At 60.3% G+C, this 22475-nt stretch carries 21 protein-coding genes and 1 pseudogene; 10 read left to right on the plus strand and 12 right to left on the minus strand.

Annotated features, from left to right (window positions below; translation table 11 throughout):
• Positions 1-9: 9 nt before the first annotated feature.
• Positions 10-813: a SirB1 family protein gene (locus PG5_RS08490; RefSeq protein WP_020796693.1), complete on the minus strand. Its 804-nt coding sequence runs from the start codon at positions 811-813 to the stop codon at positions 10-12.
• A gap of 183 nt (positions 814-996) precedes the next feature.
• Between PG5_RS08490 and PG5_RS08495 the strand changes: the two genes are divergently transcribed.
• Positions 997-2016 (plus strand): Glu/Leu/Phe/Val dehydrogenase dimerization domain-containing protein, encoded by a 1020-nt coding sequence (locus PG5_RS08495; protein ID WP_020796694.1) that lies wholly within the window; start codon positions 997-999, stop codon positions 2014-2016.
• Positions 2017-2176: 160 nt separating this feature from the next.
• Here the strand turns inward: PG5_RS08495 and PG5_RS08500 are convergent.
• Positions 2177-2416: pseudogene (locus tag PG5_RS08500) on the minus strand (YebG family protein); the annotation flags it as partial.
• A 291-nt stretch (positions 2417-2707) separates the two neighbouring features.
• Between PG5_RS08500 and PG5_RS08505 the strand changes: the two are divergent.
• Positions 2708-3208 (plus strand): phosphate-starvation-inducible protein PsiE, encoded by a 501-nt coding sequence (locus tag PG5_RS08505; RefSeq protein WP_008054441.1) that lies wholly within the window; start codon positions 2708-2710, stop codon positions 3206-3208.
• Here the strand turns inward: PG5_RS08505 and PG5_RS08510 are convergent.
• A complete protein-coding gene (locus PG5_RS08510) occupies positions 3205-3522 on the minus strand; it encodes a DUF3509 domain-containing protein (protein WP_020796696.1) in 318 nt (105 codons plus the stop codon). The genes PG5_RS08505 and PG5_RS08510 overlap by 4 nt on opposite strands.
• 301 nt (positions 3523-3823) lie before the next feature.
• Positions 3824-5200 (minus strand): L-serine ammonia-lyase, encoded by a 1377-nt coding sequence (locus tag PG5_RS08515; RefSeq protein ID WP_020796697.1) that lies wholly within the window; start codon positions 5198-5200, stop codon positions 3824-3826.
• A gap of 135 nt (positions 5201-5335) precedes the next feature.
• Here PG5_RS08515 and PG5_RS08520 point away from each other — a divergent pair, with 135 nt between their 5' ends.
• From PG5_RS08520 to PG5_RS08540, 5 genes are all read left to right on the plus strand, one after another.
• Positions 5336-6283 carry a LysR substrate-binding domain-containing protein gene (locus PG5_RS08520; RefSeq protein ID WP_020796698.1) on the plus strand — a complete coding sequence of 316 codons (948 nt, stop codon included), beginning with the start codon at positions 5336-5338 and terminating at the stop codon, positions 6281-6283.
• Positions 6284-6497: 214 nt separating this feature from the next.
• The gene (locus tag PG5_RS08525; RefSeq protein ID WP_008054445.1) at positions 6498-6908 is read left to right on the plus strand and encodes an HPF/RaiA family ribosome-associated protein; all 411 of its coding nucleotides are present in this window, start codon (positions 6498-6500) and stop codon (positions 6906-6908) included.
• Positions 6909-7149: 241 nt separating this feature from the next.
• Complete coding sequence (locus PG5_RS08530; RefSeq protein ID WP_033045642.1) at positions 7150-7716, plus strand: RNA polymerase sigma factor; 567 nt, start codon at positions 7150-7152, stop codon at positions 7714-7716.
• Positions 7713-8702: a FecR family protein gene (locus PG5_RS08535; RefSeq protein ID WP_020796700.1), complete on the plus strand. Its 990-nt coding sequence runs from the start codon at positions 7713-7715 to the stop codon at positions 8700-8702. Before PG5_RS08530 ends, PG5_RS08535 begins: the two co-directional genes overlap by 4 nt.
• Positions 8703-8915: 213 nt before the next feature.
• Positions 8916-11342, plus strand: a complete 2427-nt coding sequence (locus PG5_RS08540; protein ID WP_020796701.1) for a TonB-dependent receptor — start codon at positions 8916-8918, stop codon at positions 11340-11342.
• A gap of 50 nt (positions 11343-11392) precedes the next feature.
• Here the strand turns inward: PG5_RS08540 and PG5_RS08545 are convergent, their stop codons facing one another.
• On the minus strand, positions 11393-12268 hold the full coding sequence (locus tag PG5_RS08545; protein WP_020796702.1) for a helix-turn-helix domain-containing protein: 876 nt from the start codon (positions 12266-12268) through the stop codon (positions 11393-11395).
• Positions 12269-12406: 138 nt separating this feature from the next.
• On the opposite strand from PG5_RS08545, the gene PG5_RS08550 reads away from it, so the two are divergent.
• Positions 12407-13309, plus strand: a complete 903-nt coding sequence (locus PG5_RS08550) for a DMT family transporter (protein ID WP_020796703.1) — start codon at positions 12407-12409, stop codon at positions 13307-13309.
• A gap of 12 nt (positions 13310-13321) precedes the next feature.
• Here the strand turns inward: PG5_RS08550 and PG5_RS08555 are convergent, their stop codons facing one another.
• Together PG5_RS08555 and PG5_RS08560 are read right to left on the minus strand one after the other, a co-directional pair.
• Positions 13322-13831 carry a DUF2165 family protein gene (locus PG5_RS08555; RefSeq protein WP_042955299.1) on the minus strand — a complete coding sequence of 170 codons (510 nt, stop codon included), beginning with the start codon at positions 13829-13831 and terminating at the stop codon, positions 13322-13324.
• Between the two features lie 174 nt (positions 13832-14005).
• Positions 14006-14980: a D-glycerate dehydrogenase gene (locus tag PG5_RS08560; protein WP_020796705.1), complete on the minus strand. Its 975-nt coding sequence runs from the start codon at positions 14978-14980 to the stop codon at positions 14006-14008.
• 198 nt (positions 14981-15178) lie between these two features.
• On the opposite strand from PG5_RS08560, the gene PG5_RS08565 reads away from it, so the two are divergent.
• Positions 15179-15436 carry a hypothetical protein gene (locus PG5_RS08565; RefSeq protein ID WP_020796706.1) on the plus strand — a complete coding sequence of 86 codons (258 nt, stop codon included), beginning with the start codon at positions 15179-15181 and terminating at the stop codon, positions 15434-15436.
• A 59-nt stretch (positions 15437-15495) separates the two neighbouring features.
• Here the strand turns inward: PG5_RS08565 and PG5_RS08570 are convergent, their stop codons facing one another.
• Both PG5_RS08570 and norR read right to left on the minus strand, forming a co-directional pair.
• Entirely contained in the window at positions 15496-16245 is a 750-nt protein-coding gene (locus tag PG5_RS08570; RefSeq protein WP_020796707.1) for a YkgJ family cysteine cluster protein, read from the minus strand.
• Positions 16246-16350: 105 nt separating this feature from the next.
• Positions 16351-17901, minus strand: coding sequence for a nitric oxide reductase transcriptional regulator NorR (norR, locus tag PG5_RS08575; protein WP_020796708.1), 1551 nt, complete (start codon positions 17899-17901; stop codon positions 16351-16353).
• A gap of 155 nt (positions 17902-18056) precedes the next feature.
• On the opposite strand from norR, the gene hmpA reads away from it, so the two are divergent.
• Entirely contained in the window at positions 18057-19238 is a 1182-nt protein-coding gene (gene hmpA, locus PG5_RS08580; protein ID WP_020796709.1) for an NO-inducible flavohemoprotein, read from the plus strand.
• A 209-nt stretch (positions 19239-19447) separates the two neighbouring features.
• On the opposite strand, the gene PG5_RS08585 is transcribed toward hmpA, so the two are convergent.
• The 3 genes from PG5_RS08585 to PG5_RS08595 form a co-directional block, all read right to left on the minus strand.
• Positions 19448-20089 carry a transcriptional regulator gene (locus PG5_RS08585; RefSeq protein ID WP_008054465.1) on the minus strand — a complete coding sequence of 214 codons (642 nt, stop codon included), beginning with the start codon at positions 20087-20089 and terminating at the stop codon, positions 19448-19450.
• A 91-nt stretch (positions 20090-20180) separates the two neighbouring features.
• Positions 20181-21308 (minus strand): FAD-binding oxidoreductase, encoded by a 1128-nt coding sequence (locus PG5_RS08590; protein ID WP_020796712.1) that lies wholly within the window; start codon positions 21306-21308, stop codon positions 20181-20183.
• Between the two features lie 150 nt (positions 21309-21458).
• Positions 21459-22403 (minus strand): ornithine cyclodeaminase family protein, encoded by a 945-nt coding sequence (locus PG5_RS08595; protein WP_020796713.1) that lies wholly within the window; start codon positions 22401-22403, stop codon positions 21459-21461.
• Positions 22404-22475 lie beyond the last annotated feature (72 nt).

The raw sequence follows: 22475 nt of genomic DNA on the forward strand, positions 1-22475 counted from the left end.
CTGTAGGGTTCAGTGGACGATGGAATTAGGAGGCAAATGCCCAAGTCGCTCGGTCAGGCGAATCCGCTGGATCGGATCGTCGCTGAGCAGCAATGCATGTTCCAGGTCGAAGCGCTCGGCATTCGGGCAGTCCAGCCGTTGGTACAGGCTGGCCCGGGCCAAGTAGTCGGAGGCGCTGGCGTTGCCCAGTTCCAGTACGCGTTCGGCGTCGATCAACGCGCCAATGTAATCGTCGTGGGAAAGATGTAGCTGGCGCAGGTTGCGTGACAGGCGTTGAAGCATTTGCGCGGGTGTGGCCGTGACCAGTTGCTCAGCGTTGAGTTGCATGTTCGGGCCATACTGGCGATGCAGCAGCTCCCGGCAATCGTTGGGATAAAGGCGCCGGCCGCCACAGGGGTCGAGCAGATGATCGGCACCTGGCACCCGCAGCAGGAAATGCCCCGGGAAATTGACGCCGACCAGCGGAATCTCCAGGCCTCTGGCCAGTTCCAGGGCTATCATCGCCAAGGCTAATGGCTGCCCGCGGCGACGCACCAGGACCTTATCGAGCAATGCCACTTGCGGCCGCAAGGGGGCGAAGTCATCCTGGGCGAACCCCAATTCGACCATGCGCCTGAGCAACGGTTGCGCCAACTCGCTCACGGGTAACATCGGCAAGCCGCTACTGACCCGCAGTTGCAGCTCCTTGAAGTGCGCCAACACTGCCTCGGGGTTAACCTGCTTGTCATGTTCGACGGCGATCCACAGCGCCGCCTCGAACAGCGCAGGCGGTGATCGTTGCAGGCAGGCGAAAAAAGATTGGCGCGGCGTCATGAAAATCTCCGGGCTATGCCTCGTTTTAGACCGGTCTTTGCCATTCGTCCAGTACCGCACAGGGGCTAGTTTCGGTTATTTCCTAAAGCTTGCATGGCGCTTTTGCTTATTCCGGTGCGCTTCTGCAATTTTTGTGCACAAGCCTATACTGGCGACTACAAGAAGTGATTCGGGAGCCTTACGATGTTCGCTCTCATGCAAAGCACTCGCCTTGAATCGCTGCATCTGAGCGTCGACCCGGCCACCGGGTTGAAGGCGGTGATTGCCATTCATAACAGCCGTTTGGGGCCTGCTCTGGGCGGTTGCCGTTACCTTGCCTATCCCAGCGACGAGTCTGCAGTCGAGGATGCGGTGCGCCTTGCCCAAGGCATGAGTTACAAGGCGGCCTTGGCCGGCCTGGCTCAGGGCGGCGGCGTGGCGGTGATCATTCGCCCCGTTCACGTGGCCAATCGCGCTGCACTGTTTGAAGCGTTCGGGCGTTGTATCAATCAACTCGACGGGCGCTACATTACCGCCATCGACAGTGGCACCTCGGTGGCGGACATGGATTGCATTGCCCAACAGACCCAACACGTCACCAGCACCACATCGGCCGGCGACCCCGCGCCTCACGCGGCGATGGGCGTGTTTACCGGCATCCGCGCCACGGCGATGGCCCGGTTGGGCAGCGATAACCTCGAAGGCCTACGCGTCGCCATCCAAGGCCTGGGCAACGTTGGATTTGCCCTGGCAGAGCAGCTGCACGCCGCCGGCGCCGAGCTGCTGGTCAGCGACATCGACCACGGCAAGGTACAACTGGCGATGGAGCAACTTGGCGCGCACCCGATAGCCAACGACGCATTGCTAAGCACACCTTGCGACATTCTCGCGCCGTGCGGTCTGGGCGGGGTGCTGAACAGCCACAGCGTGACGCAACTACGCTGCTCGGCAGTGGCCGGTTCGGCGAACAATCAACTGACCCATCTGGACGTCGCCGACCAGCTGGAAAGGCGGGGCATCCTGTATGCGCCCGACTACGTGATCAATGCCGGCGGATTGATCTATGTTTCGCTCAAGCATCGTGGCGAAGACTTGGGGACCATCACCGCGCACCTGTCGAAAATCAGCTCGCGGCTCACCGAAGTCTTCGCCCACGCCCAGGCGGAAAAACGCTCTCCGGCTCGCGTGGCAGACGAGTTGGCGGAGAAGGTGCTGTATCGATAAAAATCAAAAGATCGCAGCCTGCGGCAGCTCCTACGGGGGCTGCTTACTTCGGGGTTTTCGCGGCTTTGGCAGGCTTCGTCGGGGCCACCGGCTCAGCGATTGCCTCTTCAACGGGTATTGCCTCTTTAACCGACTCTACGACTTGCGCTGGCGCTGTGAGCAGTTCGGACAAGGCGTCCGGCTGGCTCTTGAACGCCTTGGCGAACACGTCGCGGTTTTTCGCCATGTAGATCCCGACTTCTTCCACTTGCTGTTCGGTCAAGGACGGAACAGCTTTTTGCAATACGTCAGCCAGCAACTCCGCCAGCTCGAGCATTTTGTCATGACGGTCAGCTTCGGCTTTATCCATGAACAAGCGCTCCAGATCTCGGCTGCTGCGGTATACCACTTCGACGGCCATTCACCACCTCACATGCCTTCAAATTATTAGTCTGATTCGACTACTGTATCTATATACAGCAAAGGATAAGCGAATCTCTCGGATTTGGGTAGTGGCTTTTTAATGTAGGCCGGTTTCGGGATTTGTCAGGCGTCGGGTTTTGGTAGCTGGGTAAAGATAGCTGCGACCAAACGTCACGGAGCGCAATCCAAGGCGTCTCGCCATCATGGACGTGGCCTTGTTTCTGCATGCAGAACAACCGTCACGTCCAACCTGCATTATCCGGTCGAGTCGACCTAAGGAAGCATCATCGTGAAAATCAACTGGGCCGAAAAGCTGCGGCAGAACGTGCATGAACTGGCCGAGTCACTGGGCAACCTGTTCGTCGAAACTTTCCACTACCTGGCGCTGTTTGCCATTGGTGCGGTGACCGCGTGGGCTGCGGTGATGGAATTTCTCGGGATGCTCGAGCAGGGGCATATCAAGATCGACGACATCCTGCTGCTGTTCATCTACCTGGAACTGGGGGCGATGGTCGGGATTTACTTCAAGACCAACCACATGCCGGTACGTTTCCTGATCTACGTGGCGATCACGGCGCTCACGCGGCTGCTGATTTCCAACGTGTCCCATCACAATCCACCCGACTTGGGGATCATCTACCTGTGCGGCGGGATCCTGTTGCTGGCGTTTGCGATCCTGGTAGTGCGCTACGCCTCCTCGCAATTTCCTTCGGTGAAGATCGAGCATCCGCACCGTAAGACAGGTGCGGGCTCGGGTGAACATCCGGAAGTGGAGAAGGGCGAGCTTTAAAGCCTGATGGCCGGGCGCGGGCGGTTTTTTATCGAGGGTGGCGGCAGGCTGTGCGTGCCGCCATCGGTCATGGCTTCGAGGATGGCCACCGCGCTGTGCCCCTGTTCGATGGCGATGCCGAACTGGATGCTTTGCACCAGGCGCTTGAGCCGTTGTGGATCGTTGCGTTGTTCGGCACTGATCATGCGCTTTGCGACTACTCGGCCATTGTTGGACAGGGTCAGCATGATGCTGCCATCAAGACCCTGAATGCTCAGGTTGATCTGATAGTCCGCTGCAAAAGCATCGGTAATGAGCTGGAAAGGGTTGTCCATGATGCGTCACCGCTTGATTGAACGTGCAGTTGTTGACCGGCCGTGATCGGGTTGGTTCGCAACGCCGGACCATCGGCCATTCTCTCGTCAATATCGCCATCAATGTTCCAAACGGGATGTAGCAAAGGGCATGCCGGACAAGAAGCACGAATTGTAGGAGCGAGCATGCTCGCGATGCAGGTCAACGATGACGCGGGATATCTGGCGCCACGCGGCGCTCTCAGGTTTTTCGCGAGCAGGCTCGCTCCTACAGGGGGCTGCCCGTTTCAGGGCAATTTGCGCCTGCATGCCACCAAACCGGTCAGCACTCTACCCAGTTCACCGCCAGACCGCCTCGGGATGTCTCCTTGTATTTGTCGTGCATGTCGGCGCCCGTGTCGCGCATGGTGCGGATCACCCGGTCCAGGGAGATGAAGTGCTTGCCGTCGCCACGCAGGGCCATTTGCGTGGCGTTGATCGCCTTTACGGCAGCAATTGCGTTGCGCTCGATACATGGCACTTGCACCAGCCCGCCGACCGGGTCACAGGTCAGTCCGAGGTTGTGTTCAAGGCCGATTTCGGCGGCGTTTTCCAATTGCTCCGGCGTGGCGCCGAGGACTTCTGCCAGGCCGGCGGCGGCCATGGCGCAGGCAGAGCCGACCTCGCCCTGACAACCGACTTCGGCACCAGAGATCGAGGCGTTTTTCTTGCACAGGATGCCGACGGCGGCGGCACCCAAAAAGAACGCCACGACGTCATCGTCCGACGCATCGGGGTTGAATTTCATGTAGTAGTGCAGCACCGCCGGAATAATCCCCGCTGCACCGTTGGTCGGTGCTGTCACCATGCGACCGCCGGCAGCGTTTTCTTCGTTCACGGCGAGGGCGAAAAGGTTCACCCATTCCATGGCCGACAGGGTCGAAGTGATGACGTTCGGCTTGCCGATTTCCAACAGGCTGCGGTGCAATTTCGCCGCACGTCGCGGCACGTTCAGGCCACCGGGGAGGATGCCTTCGTGCTCCAGCCCCTGCTCGACGCACTCGCGCATCACCGACCAGATATGCAGCAAGCCCTGGCGTATTTCTTCGTCACTGCGCCAGGCCCGTTCGTTGGCCATCATCAGCTCGCTGACACGCAGACCGTGCTGGTTGCAGAGCTTGAGCAGCTCGACGGCACTGGAAAAGTCGTAGGGCAAAACCACGTCTCGGGCAGGTGATAGCCCGGACTCGGCTTCTGCCGCCTCGATGATGAACCCACCACCGACCGAGTAGTACGTCTGTTCGAACAGTTCGCCGGTTTCGCCGAAGGCAGTCAGGGACATGGCGTTGGGGTGGTAGGGCAAACTCTCGTCGAGCAGCAGCAGATCGCGCGACCCGTTGAACGCAATGCTCACCTGGCCTGCCAGCAACAACTCGCCGGTCTCACGCAGGGTATGGATCCGGCTGTCGATGGTGGAGGGATCGATACGGTCTGGCCATTCGCCCATCAAGCCCATGACGCAAGCTCGGTCGGTGGCATGACCGACACCGGTCGCCGACAGGGAGCCGTACAAGCGGATTTCCACCCGCCGTACGTCAGTCACTGAACCCTGGTCCACCAGCGCCTGGGCGAAGGTCGCGGCAGCACGCATGGGGCCGACCGTGTGGGAGCTGGATGGACCGATGCCGACTTTGAAGAGATCGAAAACACTGATAGCCATGCTAAAGCCTATTCCTGCAATGGAAGATGAATCGCTGCCATTTTTGTAGGACAAGCGCACTTTCAGCGATACTGCCTCTCTCAGTCCTACGTGACCAACGAAACTTCCTAAGACAGCCTTTAGCAGGACTAAACCATGAGCCGCCAATTACACGCCCAGACTTACGTCTGGCTACAGGTGTTTTCCTGTGCCGCGCGGCACTTGTCGTTCACCCGTTGCGCCGAAGAGCTGCACATCACGCCGGGGGCGGTCAGCCAGCAGATCCGACAGCTGGAAGAGCGCCTTGGTTTTCGACTGTTTCACCGGCGTGCCCGGGGCGTGGAACTGAGCGCCGAAGGCCAGCGACTGGCCATTACGGTCAACGAGGCCTACGGCAGCATCGATGCCGAATTGCGCCGGCTGGACGCGGGGATGATCAGCGGCACACTGCGGGTGCGTTCGATTCCTTCTTTCCTGAGCAAATGGCTGACGCCGCGCCTGCCACGCTTGCAGCAGCGCTTCCCGGACATCCAGCTACGCCTGGTCGCCGAAGACAGCAGCGTGCCGTTGCACGAAGGCGATTTCGACCTGGCCATCGACCTGAATGACGGCAGCTACCCCGGATTGTTATCCACAGCCTTGCTCGATGAGCAGATTTTCCCGGTGTGTGCCCCGGGCCTGTTACGCGGGCGTCCGCCGTTGCATGGCCCGGCGGACCTGCTGCATTTTCCGTTGCTGCATGACATTACTGCCTGGCGCGGCAGCTACGAATACGCGGAATGGGAGTTCTATCTCGATGCCATCGGCTTTGAAGGTGCCGATGTGCGGCGCGGGCATACCTTCAATCGCAATCACCTGACCATCGAAGCGGCCATCGCCGGGATGGGCGTGGCGATTGCACGGCGTACGCTGCTCAATGACGAGCTGGAGCGGGGCGCATTGATCGTACCGTTCGGCCTGGCGGTGCCCAATCACAAGCGCTACATGGTGCTCTACGCGCCGGGGGCGCTGAGCCATCCGGGCGTGCGGGCGGTACATGACTGGCTGGTGGAGGAGGCGGCGATTTTTCGCGGCCTGCACCCGCTGGGGGAGCGGCAGATGTGAGCAATTATTTCGTAAGAGAGGGGCGACCCAACTTCTGACCTTAACAGCGCTTTTGCCGGTTGTCCGGCTTTTTTTGCGATTAGATATTTATCTTTTTTTAGGGGTTGAATTGTTCATCGTACAGACCGATTGTGTAAGTAAGAGGTCACGGTGATGACGCCCAAGGGCTTAGCTGACCGGCCTCTCGCGAGCTAGCTGAAATAAGGGATGAACTATGCAAATCCAAGTCAATAGCGATAACCATATTCAAAGCAGCATCCGACTGGAGGAGTGGGTACGAACCACCATTGAGAGCACGCTCGAACGTTATGAGGAGGACCTGACCCGCGTCGAGGTTCACCTGCGGGACGAGAATGGCGACAAGCCTGGTCCCCATGATTTGCGCTGCCAGCTGGAAGCGCGGCCAAAAGGCCACCAACCGATTTCTGTCACCCATAAAGCCGCCAGCCTGGAACTGGCGATCGACGGAGCTGCCGAGAAACTCGAACACGCCCTTGAACACCTGTTCGGCAAACTGCGCGGCAAACCACGCGCTGCCGTGGTGCCCTTCGAGCGCAGGCCTCACGCCGACAAGCTGCTGGAAGAAGAGTTTCTTGAAAACGAACAGGCTGCGCAAAACGCTTGATGCCTGATTGACCCTCCCAATGAAAACGGGCCTGCAATGCAGGCCCGTTTTGTTTTGTGGCCAAGGGATTCAGTGAACCGCCGCACTCGTCGAACTGGTCGCACTGATAGCTGCTGTCAAGATAAGTGATCTCCCTCGACAGCTTTGCTTATGAGAATATTTATCATTAGTATTGCGCCTTGCTGGGTACACACCCGGTTGTTGGCCGGCCCGATTGCCGCTATGGCGCAGTATTGAATCAATGACTACTCCCGAATCTCCCGAGATCGAGCACGGCGAACCACGCGGCGATCGTGCGCATTTTCTCCAGGTATTTCTCTCCCAGCGTTCGCAAATGGAAGCGTTGGTGAGTCGTCGCGTGGGTTGCCGGGCCACGGCGGCGGACCTGGTGCAAGACTTGTTCGTGCGGTTCTGGCGACGCCCCCTGGTACAAGTTGAAGAACTCAGCACCTATCTGTTGCGCTGCGCCGGCAACATCGCCATCGACCACTTGCGCAGCGAAGGTACGCGGGTGCGGGCCAACGAAGGTTTAATGGCCGAACCGGCGCACTGTATGGGCGGCGAGCCGCAAGCGGCGCTGGAAGCAGGCAACGATCTGCGCCACGTCGAAGCGGCGTTACGCGCGTTACCGGAACGCACGCGGCAGATCTTTTTGCTCAACCGCATCCATGGTCGCAAGTACGCCGAGATCGCCAAGGCCATGGGCCTGTCCCAGAGTGCCGTGGAAAAACATATGATGCGCGCGCTCGAGGCCTGCAAAGCCAGCCTGCGCGAATGCGAGCCGCGTATGCCAGGGAAAGCACTGTGAACAGCATCGAACGCGTCAGGCCGACGCCTGCTCAGGAACAGCAAGCGCTGGCCTGGTTAAGTCTGTTGCATGACCAGCCCAGCAGCGGTGACCAAGCCACCTTCAGTCAATGGTTGCAGGCCGACCCCGCGCATGCGCAGGCTTATGCCCGTGCGCAAGTGTTGTGGGAGTTGAGTGAAGTGCCGGCGCGCAGGCTCGCCGACGAGGACGCGCTGGCCTTGCAGGGTTACCTCAACGCCATGAATCGCTCACGTCGCAGCAGCGTTCGGCGCTGGTCGGGCGCGCTGGCCATGGCGGCTTCCCTGCTGCTGATGATCAGCCTCGGTGGCGGTTGGCAGCCGTTGCGTTGGATCGACGACCTGGGCGCCGATTATGTCTCGGCACCGGGGGAAGTCCGCACCATCACCCTGGCCGATCAATCGCAGGTCACTCTTGATGCCGACAGTGCGATTGCGGTGGATTTCAGTAAGGGGGAGCGGCGTGTGCAAGTGCGCCGCGGTGCCGGATTTTTCAGTGTGACCCATACCGGCGAGCCATTTGTGGTGGACGCCGGGAAGGGCCAGGCGCGGGTGCTCGGCACACAGTTCGAAGTGCGACTGCAACCTCGTGGGGCGCAGGTGACGGTGTTGTCTGGCCGGGTTGGCGTGAGGGCGCAAAAGAACGCGGACCCGCAGATCCTGACGGCCGGCCAGCAAGTGGCTTACGGCGAAGGCTCAGCGGGAAAACTTCATGCGGTGGACAGCGAAGCGCAACTGGCGTGGCGCCAGGGATGGCTGACTTACTACAAGGCGACGCTGGCTGATGTGGTCGAGGATTTGCGCCGTTACTACCCGGGGAGGATCGTGGTGCTCAATGATGACGTGGCACAGCGGCAGATCAGCGGCAGCTTTCCGAGCAAGGACCCGCAGGCGGTATTGAGTTCATTGCAGGGGGTGTTGGGCTTTGAGCAACACCAGGTTCTGGGACATCTGATTATTTTGCGCTGAGACGATTGGCCCCTTCGCGAGCAGGCTCGCTCCCACAGGAGAACGCATTCCAAATGTGGGAGCGAGCCTGCTCGCGAAGGGGCGAATCTAACACCACACCTCTTGGAATAATTATTTTCAACTTTCTGCTGAGGTAAAACCGAACGCCATCCGTGTAGTGACTGAAACTGCGAGTCATTCGCATCCGTTGTGGTTCTACACAGGTCATGAGTCATGAAGTCCAGGGCAATACCGGGTTCGGTCAAACAATGGTTGGGTGTGTCTGCGTTGAGCTTCGCGGCGTTGGCGCTGCTGCCGCTGAACGGGGCACTGGCCGCGTCTGCCAGCACCCCGCAAAGTGCGCTATTCAGCTTTTCGATGGTCGCCAAACCCTTGCCCCAGGCGTTGAGCGACTTCAGTCACGTCACCGGTATCAGCGTGGTCTATACCGATGAGGCGCCGTATGGCCTCAATGCCCCGGCGCTCAATGGCCAGTTGAGTGCCGAACAGGCCCTGCAGCGGTTGCTCGGCGGTTCCGGCTTGACCACGCGGCGCATCGATGGCCACACCATGGTCCTGGAACCGCTACCGACTGAGGGCGCGTTGAATCTGGGCGCTACCACCATCACCTCGGTGATGGAACCTTCCACAAGCTACCAGCCTCCGCCTACCAGCTCGGTGATGCGTTCCTCGACGCCGCTTCAGGAAATTCCCCAGACGGTCAACGTCGTCCCGGCCCAGGTCATTCGCGACCAGGCTCCGCGTAACCTGGATGACGCGCTGGCGAACGTCAGCGGTATCACCCAGGGCAACACGCTGGGCAGCACCCAGGATTCGGTGATGACCCGCGGTTTCGGCGACAACCGCAACGGCTCGATCATGCGTGACGGCATGCCGGTGGTGCAGGGGCGGGGCTTGAACGCGACGGTGGACCGGGTCGAAGTGCTCAAGGGCCCGGCCTCGCTGCTCTATGGTATCCAGGATCCCGGCGGCGTGGTCAACATGGTCAGCAAGCAGCCGGAGCTTGATCCCTACAATGCCCTGACCCTGCGTGGCTCGACTTATGGCGAGGGCAAGAACGGCAGCGGCGGCACCTTTGACAGCACGGGTGCCCTGGGTGAGTCCGGGTTGGCCTACCGTCTGGTGCTGGACCACGAAGACGAGGATTACTGGCGCAACTACGGTGTGCATCGCGAGACGCTGGTGGCGCCGTCGCTGGCCTGGTTTGGTGAAAGCACCCAGCTGACGTTCGCCTATGAACACCGGGAGTTCCTGACCCCGTTCGACCGTGGCACGGTGATCGATCCGCGGGATAATCCTCCGCTGGACATCCCCCGTGATCGCCGGCTCGACGAACCGTTCAACAACATGGAAGGGCGCTCCGACCTGTATCACTTCCAGGCCGATCACGACCTCAACGACAACTGGAAAGCCCATTTCGGCTACAGCTGGAATCGTGAGACCTATGACGCCAGCCAGGTGCGTGTGACCGCCGTCGACACCAGCAATGGCACGCTCACACGCAGCATGGACGGCACGCAGAATGCTATCAGTACGGACCGTTTCACGACTGCGAGCCTCGAAGGCAAGATCGATGTCGCCGGCATGCAACATGACCTGGTGCTCGGGGTCGATGACGAGTACCGCAAGATCTACCGCGCCGACCTGATCCGTCAGAAAAGCCTGACAACCTTCAGCTACCTCGACCCGGTATACGGCCGCGAAGTCCCGGGCACCACGGTCAGCCCGGCCGACAGTGCGCAGACCGATATCCTGCGTAGCGATTCGGTGTTCTTGCAGGACTCGATCCACCTCACCGACCAATGGATCCTGGTCGCTGGCGGACGTTTCCAGGAGTACGACCAGTACGCCGGCAAAGGCGTGCCGTTCAAGGCCAACACCGACAGCAACGGGCAAAAATGGGTGCCGCGCGCCGGCCTGGTCTACCGCTATACCAATGAACTGTCGTTCTATGGCAGCTACACCGAATCGTTCAAACCCAACTCGACCATCGCGCCGTTGAGCGGCAGCAGCGCCGTGCTCGACGGCAGCATTGCGCCGGAAGACGCCAAGTCGTGGGAAGTGGGGGCCAGGCTGGAAATGCCGGGCCGCGTAACGGGCAACCTTGCGCTGTTCGACATCAAGAAACGCAACGTCCTGGTGGCTAACGCCGAAGGCCCGGTGACACTCTACAGTGCGGCCGGTGAAGTGCGTTCCCGTGGCCTGGAAGTGGACTTGAGCGGCCAGCTCAGCGACCGCTGGAGCATGATCGGCAGTTATGCCTACACCGATGCCGAAGTGACGCAGGACCCGGTCTACAAAGGTAAACAGCTGCAGAACGTCGCGAAGAATAGTGGCTCACTGTCGGCGGTCTATGACTTCGGCACGATCGTCGGTGGCGATCAGCTGCGGATTGGCGCTGGAGCACGCTATGTCGGGGAACGAGCGGGCAATGCCGTGAATGATTTTGACCTGCCGAGCTACACCGTCGCCGACGCGTTCGCCACCTATGACACCCAACTCGATGGGCAGCGGGTCAAGTTTCAACTCAACGTGAAAAACCTGTTTGACCGTACGTATTACACCTCGGCGGCGAGCCGGTTCTTTGTGTCGATGGGGGATTCGCGGCAGGTGACGTTGTCGAGCACCCTGGAGTTCTGATTAGAAATCGCGTCATCGTTCATCGCTGACAGGCAATGAATATCCCGGCATTAACGCAAAAACGCCTGCCGATATTCTCCCGGCGTTCCACCTAGCGCCTGCCTGAATCGATTGGTGAAGTGACTGGCACTGGCAAACCCGCACGCCAATGCAATCTCTCCCAACGGCTGCGAGGTGCTGCGCAGCAACTCCCGCGCCCGGCTCAAGCGCCGCGCCAGTACATACTGATGGGGCGGCAAACCGAAGCTCTCACGAAACATCCGCGCAAAGTGGTACTCGGATAATGCGCACAGAGCAGCCAACTGCCCCAGGCTGATGGCTTCAGCCAATTGACTGTCGATGAACTCCACTAGATGCCGTCGCTGATGCGCGGCCAGGCCACCCTTGAGTCGCAAGCCGGGACGTACGCTGACCTGGCTGAGCAGGGCGTGGGCGAGCATTTCATGGGCCAGGCTGCTGGTGAGCAGACGTTCTCCCGGTTCGTCCCAGTTGAGGCGGATCAAGTGCCGAAAGCGCAACGCCTGTTGTGGGTCATCCAGAAAAGTTTGCTCACGCAACTGCAGTTGCCGTGGCTCGCGATCGAGCAGGGTGACGCAGCCGAGGGCAAATTGTTCCGGGCTGAAATACAGGTGGGCCAGGCGAATGTCGCCATTGATCACCCAGCCTGACTGATGGTCGGCCGGCAGGATGCACAGCTTGTCCGGACCGCCCTTGGTGCCGGGCTGGTCGCGCCGGAAGGTCCCGGTGCCGCCAGCGATGTAGCAGGACAGCGTGTGGTGGCTCGGCGCTTCGTAGTCCTGGGCATCGTGGTGGTTGTTCCACAAGGCTGCTGCCAATCCGTCACCGAGCTCGGCGCTGTGCTCCAGGCGAGCATTGGGCGAGCGGTTGAGGGCTTGAAACACTTGCAGGGATTCCAGTGCGGGCATGATCGTTTCTCTCCAACGCCTTGCATCCTACTCCGTAGGCCTTCGCCTGACAGCCCGTCGACTGACAAAAGCGCAAGATTATGCAAGTGCGGCGCAACGCGGCGCAGGACACTGGTCGCCTATCAAGGAGCCTTTGCCATGAACCTTTCGTTGTACCTGCTGACCGTGCTGATCTGGGGCACCACCTGGATCGCCCTGAAATGGCAACTGGGCGTGGTGGCGATTCCCGTGTCCATTGTCTATCGCTTTGGCTTGGCGGCGCTGGTGCTGTTCGTGATCCTGCTGCTTAGCCGCCGCCTGCAATTGATGAACCGCCGCGGGCACTTGATTTGCCTGGCGCAAGGGTTATGCCTGTTCTGCGTCAACTTCATGTGTTTCCTCACCGCCAGTCAGTGGATCCCCAGCGGACTGGTCGCCGTGGTGTTTTCCACGGCCACGCTGTGGAATGCGCTGAATGCACGGGTGTTCTTCGCTCAGAAAATCGCCCGCAATGTGCTGATGGGCGGCGCGCTGGGCTTGCTCGGTCTGGGCCTGCTGTTCTGGCCCGAGCTGGCGGGTCACACCGCCAGCCCGCAAACCTTGCTTGGCCTTGGCCTGGCCTTGTGCGGCACGCTGTGTTTCTCGGCCGGGAACATGCTGTCGAGCCTGCAACAAAAGGCCGGGCTCAAACCGCTGACGACCAATGCCTGGGGCATGGCCTATGGCGCGGCGATGTTGTCGGTATGGTGCCTGGTCAAGGGGATCCCGTTCGACATGGAATGGAACGCTCGCTACATCGGCTCGCTGTTGTACCTGGTGATTCCCGGTTCGGTCATCGGTTTCACTGCCTACCTGACCCTGGTCGGGCGCATGGGCCCCGAGCGCGCAGCCTATTGCACCGTTCTGTTTCCGGTGGTGGCGCTGAATGTCTCGGCGTTCGCCGAAGGCTACCAATGGACTCCCCCGGCACTCGTGGGCCTGGTACTGGTCATGCTGGGTAACGTGTTGGTGTTTCGCAAGCCTGGCATGAGCACCAAACCCGTGGCGGGGAAGCTGGCCTGAGCAGCAGGCTGTTCAGCTGTCTTTTATTGCCGTGAGAAAGATCAGGCCGAAAAACATGTATTCAATATTGTTTTGTGCCCAAATATAGGTGTTGCGATGAACGGAGTAATCCATGTCGAACCATTCATTGAGTATGGTGACGTATAATGCCTGATAAACAAAAATACCTGTCACAAGGCCAGCGATCGCGAATTTTTTTGCTTCGTGAAACTCGTTGCGTGGTGCGTCGAGTTTTCGATAGAGCTGCCAGGTTCCCACCAGGCAACTAAAAGTAAAAATAATTTCGAGTGAAATGATTGCCCAGTAAAAACGATGATGAAACATGTTGGACGTAATGGACCTGTAGCGCCGTGAGTCGTTGCCCGTGGTGTCGCTCATGCTGATGATGCGCCCGATGTATTCGGCGTATGCCGCATAATCGGTAACATTGTTGGCCAACGTCATCAAGCCGAATAATGTAGCAGTTAAAACAATAAGTACTTTGCTCCGCCTTATCACGGAGGCGGTGGTGAGTTTATTCATTGGGGTGTTCTCCGAGTGCACGCTGGGTGCTTTTTTAATGACTCGAAGTTTATAGTTGTTCGGGAAAGTTCAGTCGGAGACTACGTTGCGAGTTATGTCGTCTGTACTATTTAATAGCACGTCGCTTGAAGTTATGAAAAAATGGCACGTCCAACCCAACGTGCCTTCGTTCATTCAACCTTTCCAGACCTGCGGGTTGACCAGGTCTTGTGGACGCTCACCTAGCAATGCGCTGCGCAGGTTCGCCAAGGCGCGGTTGGCCATGGCATCGCGGGTCTCATGGGTGGCCGAACCGATATGCGGCAAGGTCACTGCGTTTTTCAGCTGAAACAGCGGCGACTCGGCCAGCGGCTCCTTTTCATACACATCCAGCCCGGCACCACGAATGCGGTTGTTTTGCAGCGCATCGATCAGTGCCGGCTCGTCCACCACCGGACCCCGGGCGATGTTCACCAGGATCGCGCTCGGCTTCATCAGGGCCAGTTCGCGATGGCTGATCAAGTGCCGGGTCTTCTCGCTGAGCGGAACCACCAGGCAGACGAAGTCGGCTTCAGCCAATAGCTCGTCCAGGCTGCGCATCTGCGCACCGAGTTCCTGTTCCAGCGCAGTCTTGCGGCTGTTACCGCTATAGATGATTGGCATGTTGAAGCCCAGCCGACCTCGGCGCGCGATGGCCGCTCCGATGTTGCCCATGCCGACGATGCCCAGGGTCTTGCCGTGGACATCGCAGCCGAACAGCGGGGCACCGACGGTGGCTTGCCACTGGCCAGCCTTGGTCCAGGCGTCGAGCTCGGCGACGCGGCGTGCACTGCTCATCAACAAGGCGAAGGCCAGGTCGGCGGTGCTTTCAGTCAGCACGTCCGGGGTGTTGGTGAGCATGATCCCGCGTTCGTTGAAATAGTCCACGTCGTAGTTGTCATAGCCCACCGAAACGCTGGACACGACTTCCAGACTGGCGGCGTTTTCCAGTTGTGCACGACCGAGCTTGCGACCTACCCCGATCAATCCGTGGGCGTGGGGCAGGGCTTCGTTGAACTGGGCGTTGATATCACCCTTTTTCGGGTTCGGCACGATGACGTCGAAGTCTTGTTGCAGGCGTTCAACCATTTCTGGCGTGACGCGACTGAAGGCGAGAACAGTCTTTTTCATGGGCGCAGGGCTCGTCGGGCGGAGAGAATGGGAGGAAAGCTACAAGCTTCAAGCGCCAAGCCGCAAGTCAAAAGCTACCCGCAGCGCGTTTAACTTGAAGCTTGCAGCTTGAAGCTTGTACCTGCCCTTCCGCTATACTGGCGTCTTTCGTGGCTCGCTGAACGGGCCCGACACAGTGTGCATCACCCGGAGCTTTTCATGACTTCCCCGAAACAACCGCCGGTAGCCGACGCCTTGAGCGACGAACAGGCAGAGCTGCCAGACAGCGTCGACTCCAGCGCTGACAGCGAGACCAAAACCGCAATCCCGGCGTTCAAGTTCCCGTTCAAGCCCGGTGAGCTGCAGGCCACTAAGGACGCCAGCCAGCCGTGGTACAAGAACGGCGCCAAGAATGGCCACACCAAGACGCCGGGGATGGCGCCTCCGGGGACACGCCGTTCGATGGGCAAGCGTTAGGTCTCAGGTTTATCCAGTGTGCTTCGCGAAGGGGCGAATACAGGTGTCGCCTGGTGGGCTCAAGCCGTTCGCAACGAAATGAAAGCATAGTGAGCGGGCGACTCGGTCGCCACCTGCGCACCCGCTGCCAATAGGGGGCCGGCGACATCGTCCCCCGACACATGAAACTGCCATTCGCTTTCCCACGCCGGTAACGTCTGTCCGGCCAATTCGTCGATGATCGTGGCGAACGCGGTCATGTCCGGCAGGTAAGCGGTAAACCCGTCGCCCTTGAGTGCAGTGGTTCGAATCTCCAATAGCGCGCATATCGCATCCTTGATGTGGATGTCATCGCGATCCGCCTGGCGAGAGCGCTGGATCAGGTCCGCCAGTTGCGGGTCCGCCAGCTCGCCACCGACAATCAGTGGCGGTCCCTGTTCCCATGATTGCGGCGGACATTCCTTGGCAGCGATGTTCAGGGGAATGTGCGGATTGATCTCCATCGGATAGATGCGGCACACCAGCGGCCGGCGCTCGTAGATGCGGCACAGGTTGTCCTCGTCAAGATGGCGGCAGGCGCCGGTGCTGTAGGCGGCAAAAGTGATGGCAACGAAAGCCTCGCAGGTGCCGCTGCGCACCACTGCCGAGCGCCGTTCGGCGTGCTCGCGTTGCTGCGCCGACAGGCCCAGGCCATTGCCCAGGAAGGCTTCCACCAACACGATGACCTGGCCACCGTCGGCCGCCCACATCCGGGCTTCTTGCAGGGTCAGGGGCACGTGGTGGTCATTGCAGCATTTGCCACAGCCTACACAGGAAAACGTCGTATTCATTGGGCGGTCAGTCGCATCCGGGGGCAGGCAGCGGCGACAGAATGTCGCCGCGAAGGTGGCTCTCGAAGCAAGTTATGCGCCACTCGCAACGATTGCCCCCGGTGCCTATTTCATCCCCAGGCGCTTGGCCATCCGCCCGAGATTGGCCCGATCCAGGCCCAGCTCGCGGGCAGCGCTCGCCCAGTTGTGGTGGTGTCGTTCAAGGCAAGCGCCGATCAATTGGCGCTGATAACGCTCGGTGGCTTCGCGCAAATCCCCGGTCACCGTTTCCACGGCTGCAGCGGTGGGTTGCTCGGCGCTGACTTCGACGTTGCCATGGGGCAGATCGAGGTCGGCGGCACTCAAGCTGAGAATTTTCGGTCGCTCCTTGCAGTTGCCCAGCGCCTTCAACGCGCTGCGGCCGATCAGGTGTTCCAGCTCGCGCACATTGCCGGGCCAGCCGTAGGCCAACAACGCCGCTTGGGCATCGGTGCTCAGGCGCAGGCTGTTGAGGCCCATGCGCGAGCGGTTCTGCTCGAGGAAGTAACCGCTGAGCAGCAACACATCTCGCCCACGGTCACGCAGTGCCGGTACCAGCAACGGGTAAACGCTGAGCCGGTGATAAAAATCGGCGCGGTAGCGACCACTGCGCACTTCTTCGGCCAAGTCGCGATTGGTCGCTGCGATCAGCCGCACATCGACCTGATGCTCCTTGTCCGAACCCAGCCGCTGTAGCTGACCGCTTTGCAGCACGCGCAGCAATTTGGCCTGCACGGTCAGCGACAGCTCGCCCACCTCATCCAGGAACAGCGTGCCGCCATTGGCCAGTTCAAACTTGCCGCGTCGGTCGTTCAGCGCCCCGGTGAAGGCCCCGCGGACGTGCCCGAACAGCTCGCTCTCCACCAGCGTATCCGGCAAGGCAGCACAGTTGAGGCTGATGATGGGTTTGTCGGCACGCGGCGAGGCGGCGTGGATAGCCTGGGCCACCAGCTCCTTGCCCACCCCGGTTTCCCCGGTGATCAGCACCGTCAGATCGCTGCCGCCCACCAGGTTGATCTCTTCCACCAGGCGTTTGTGCGCTTTGCTTTGACCAATCATTTCGCGGCTTTGCTGGCCGCTGGCCTGACGGTACACCTCGGCGCGCTGGTGTTCGTCTTCGACCCTGTTGTTCAAACGCTCGATACGTTCAGCGGCGTTGACGGTAGCCGCCGCGAGGCTGGCGAAGGCCTCCAGGGCATCCAGCTCGATCGGTTCGAACTGTTCCGGGTTGAGGGCGTCGAGTGTCAGCAGGCCCCACGGTCGCTCATCGATAAACAGCGGGCAACCCATGCAATCGTGGACTTCCAGATGATCGTCCAGGCCATCGACCAGGCCGTCATACGGGTCGGGCATATTGCTGTCAGCGGCAAACCGCGTGGGGCCGGTGCTGCTGAGCAGTGCCTCAAAACGTGGGTGTTCGCTGACCTTGAAGCGCCGGCCTAGGGTGTCGGTGCTCAAGCCATCGACAGCCAGCGGCACCAGCCATTCACCATCGAGGCGCAGCAGGGCGGCGGCATCACAGGGGAGCAGGGCGCGCATGGCTTCCAGCAAGCGTCGATAGCGTTCGCCCTCGGGGAGTTCGCGGGACAGGTCCGCCACCAGTGGCAACAGCGCAGTGAGCAAGGATTTTGCAGTCATAGTGACTCCGTGTAGTCGATAAGACTATAACCTGCTGTGTGTCGTAATGACTACTGTGCAATTAAGTAATTGATTTTTAAGGTTTTAATAGTTGGCACGGAAACTGATAAGTCTAAGGCAACTGTTAAAAAAACCCGTTGCCCAGGAGTCACCTTATGCTGAGCGTTCAAGACCGTGCCATCGTCAAGTCCACTGTGCCATTGCTTGAAAGCGGTGGCGAAGCGCTGATCACTCACTTCTACCGGATGATGTTGTCCGAATATCCGCAAGTCCGTCCTCTGTTCAACCAGGCTCACCAGGCCAGCGGTGACCAACCGCGCGCCCTGGCGAACGGTGTATTGATGTACGCCCGCCACATCGACCAGCTCGATCAGTTGGGCGACCTGGTGGCCAAGATCATCAACAAGCACGTGGCCCTGCAGATTCTGCCGGAACACTACCCGATTGTAGGTAGCTGCCTGCTGCGGGCCATTGCCGAGGTGCTGGGCGAAGAAATCGCCACGCCTGAAGTGATTGCGGCATGGGGAGCGGCTTACGGTCAACTGGCGGACATCCTGATCGGTGCCGAAACCAGCATCTACGACCAGAAAGAGCAGGCACCGGGCGGCTGGCGCGGGGCGCGGGAATTCATCGTGGCGGCCAAGGTCGAGGAAAGTGCGGAAATCACCTCTTTCTATTTCGAACCGGCTGACAAGGGGCCTATCCTCGCCGCCGAGCCAGGACAGTACATCGGCATGAAACTGATCCTCGATGGCGAAGAGATTCGCCGCAACTATTCGCTGTCGGCGTTGGCGAACAAGGGCCAATACCGCATTAGCGTCAAGCGTGAAGATGGCGGGCGAGCCTCCAATCACTTGCACGATCAATTGCATGTAGGGGCGAGCATCCAGCTGTTCCCGCCATCGGGCGAGTTCACCCTGAGCGCCAGTGACAAACCGCTGGTGCTGATCAGCGGTGGCGTCGGCATCACCCCGACCCTGGCCATGCTGGAAGCGGCGCTGGAAACCGAGCGGCCGGTGCACTTCATCCACTGCGCGCGCAATGGCAGCGTCCACGCCTTCCGCGACTGGATCGACGGGCTGGCCGAGCGTCACCCGCAACTCAAGCGTTTCTACTGCTATGCCGAAGATGACGGTGTCAGCCCGGCAGCGCACAAGGTCGGGCTGTTGAGCCAGGAACAACTGGCCGCCTGGTTGCCCGAAGAGCGCGACCTGGATGCTTACTTCCTTGGGCCTAAAGGCTTCATGGCGGCGGTCAAGCGCCACCTCAAGGCGTTGGGCGTACCGGAAAAGCAGAGCCGCTACGAGTTCTTCGGCCCGGCTGCGGCGCTGGAATAACGAGGGGGCTGGGGACGCCCCATCTGTAGGAGCGAGCATGCTCGCGATGAACCTGAGGTCGCGGCGGGGTGTCAGGTTTCCCGCGTTATCGTTGACGACCATCGCGAGCATGCTCGCTCCTACAGATGAGCCTGAGGTCGCGGCGGGGTGTCGGGTTTCCCGCGTTATCGTTGGCGGCCGTGGCCCTTCGGTGTCTTGGTGTCAGTTGCTCAGCCTTTGAGTTCCTTCAAATGCTTGTACACCGTCGCCCGCCCCATGTTCAGTACATTGGCCACATAGTTCGATGCGCTCTTGCCCTTGAAGGCGCCTTCGGCGTGCAGGGCCAGTACCAGTTCTCGTTTGTGGTCGCGGGTGAGCAGGTTCAGGCTCAGTTGGCGTTCGCGCAGCCAGGCGTGGAGGAAGGTGTTGATCCGCTCCTGCCAGTCATCGCGAAACAGTGAATCGGGCTGCGGAATCAGCTTGGTCGGCGACAGGAACAAGTCCAGCGCGGCCTTGGCATTCTCGAACAGCGAAATATTCAGATTGATGCACAGCACCGCCAGCGGGTGTCCCTCGCGGTCGCGCAGCACGGTGCTGAGACTGCGAATCTTCTGACCATCCCAATTAAGCTTTTCGTAGGGCCCGATGTTGCGTTCGCTGACATCGTCGCTGAGCATGTCCTCCAGGGCCGAGTCGTCACCGATTTCCCGTTTCGACAGGTTGTTGGCGATGTAGTCGACTTTTTGCGTGCGCAAATCGTGCAGCACCACTTCGGCGTGGGGGAAAAACAGCGTGGCGATGGCATCGGCGATGGCCCGGAAGTTGTCCAGGGACGTCTCGTTCAGGACCGGATCTTGTTCAGGTGCGTTCATACAGTGGGGCTCCGGGCAGCTTCAGCGCCCCGTCAACCAGGACGCTGAAAGTGTGCCGCAATCGAATCGGCGCGTCACCTGAGGACTACATTCAACCCAGGCGGGCAGGGGACAGCATTCCGGCATTCAGGCCGAAGCGGGTAAGGGGTTCGGGCAGGGGTTCACCGCGTACGAGCGCGGCACTGGCCTGGCCCATGGCGGGCGAGGTCTGGATGCCGTAGCCGCCTTGTGCCGCCACCCAGAACAATCCCTGCACCTGCGGATCGAAACCGGACAGCAAGTCACCATCGCTGACAAAACTGCGCAGGCCGGCCCAGGTTCGGGTCGGGCGGCGGATGGTCAGGGTGGTGGCTTCCTCGATCTGGTAGATGCCCATGGCGATGTCCAGTTCTTCGGGCTGTACGTCGTGGGGTTCGACCGGGTCTGCGTTGGCCGGCGAGCCGAGGAACATTCCGGCATCGGGTTTCATATAGAAGGATTCGTCGAGGCTCACCAGCATCGGCCAATGGTGGATGTCCACGCCCTCGGGGCCGGCGAAGATGAAGGCCGCGCGGCGCTTGGGTTGCAGGCCCAGGGTCCGGGCACCGGCCATTTCACCGATCTTGTCGGCCCAGGCGCCGGCGGCGTTGATGATGACCGGCGCGCTGAAGGTCTGACCCTGGGTTTGTACTTGCCACAAGCCTGCGGCATCGCGGCTCAGGCTCAGGACTTCGCTGTCGGTATGGACTTCGCCCTGGTTGCGGCGGATGCCACGCAGGTAGCCCTGATGCAGGGCATCGGTGTCGATGTCGCTGGCGGTCGGATCGTAGATCGCGCCGTGGACTTTTTCCCGGCGCAGGATCGGCACGCGCACGCAGGCCTCATCGGCGCTCAGCAATTGCATTTCAGGGACCGTGGCTTTGGCGCTCAGGTATTGATTGTTCAGTTCGGCCGGGTCGCCGGTAAAGTCCACGGTCATCTCGCCGCGTGGGGTCAGCAGCGGATGTTCGCAGAAGCCGGCCGGCGGATTGTCGAAGAAGTCGCGGCTGGCCTGGGTTAACGCACGCACCTGAGGTGTTCCGTAGGCGGCGGTGTACAGCGCCGCGGAACGACCGGTGGAGTGATAGGCCGGGTGGGACTCGCGTTCGAGCACGATCACGCGACTGTGCTGCGACAGCCAGAAACCGGTGGAAGCGCCGGCAATCCCGCCGCCGATGATGATGAAGTCTGCCTGGCTCATGAACGTCTCCTGATGGGGCGCAAATGCCAATGTTGTCGAGATTCTCTGTGGGAGCGAGCCTGCTCGCGAAAGCGTCGTATCAGTCAACATCAACGTTGAATGAAAGATCGTATTCGCGAGCAGGCTCGCTCCCACAAGTGGACTGGGGTGTCAGGGGTGCAAGCGGTAGATGGCATGGGCCAGCGCAATGTCCTCCAGACCGAGGCCGATCGAGCGGAAGAACACATGGCGCTCATAGTCGGGGCGCTGCACTTTCTCGCTCAGCAGGTCGGCCAAGTCGCCAACAATCGCACTTTTATCCCAGCCATGCTGCTCGCCTGCAATCAGCATCTCACCGGCCGAACCCGGGGTGGTCAGGCGGTAGTCGCAAAATACCTGCATGTCATTGAGGCTCTGCGGCGGCACCTCGTGGGCGCGTGGCGCGTTGGTGCTGATGGAGGTGATCAACGCCGGTTTACTCAGGCTCGACGGATCGATCACCGGACCTGCGGACGAGGTGCAGAGCATGACGACATCCGCGTCACTGATGGCGGCCTCGAGACTTTGCGCGATGGTCAGGCGCGGCTCGATGGTTTTCAGCAGGCTCACCGTTTCAAGGTCTTCACTCAGGCTCGGCGAGTACAGGCTGATGCTTTGCCAGTCGCGCAGGCCTTTCACGTAATGCAGGTGCGCCTGGGCCACTTTGCCGCTGCCGATGATTGCCAGGCGATTGGCGGTGAGCGGCGCGAGGGCATCGACCGCCACGGCGGTGGTTGCAGCGGTGCGGGCCGTGGTCAGTTCGCCCGCATCGCAAAGCATCAGCGGCTGCCCGGTTTGCATCGACATCAACAACGTCCACGCCGTTACCAATGGCCCCTGTTCACGGACGATGTATGGCGAAGTCTTGATACCGTACACGCCGTCTTCGGCCAGCACGCCCAGGTAATTGATGAAGTCGCCGGCACCCTGTGGAAACTCCACCAGTTGCTGTGCCGGCTGCACCGCTTGCCCGGCGGCCAGGTCGCGGAATAGCTTGCGCAGGATTTGCGGCACGTCCACCTGTGCCAGCAACTCGCGGGCCTGGGTCTGATTGATCACGTAAGGGGTGCTGGGCATGGTCGGCTCCGGGCGCTGGAATGTAAACTAATTTGTCTATTATGGACTTTTAGATATCTATGGCAATCTCCG

The sequence above is a fragment of the Pseudomonas sp. G5(2012) genome (assembly GCF_000408945.1).
Taxonomy (GTDB): Bacteria; Pseudomonadota; Gammaproteobacteria; order Pseudomonadales; family Pseudomonadaceae; genus Aquipseudomonas; species Aquipseudomonas umsongensis.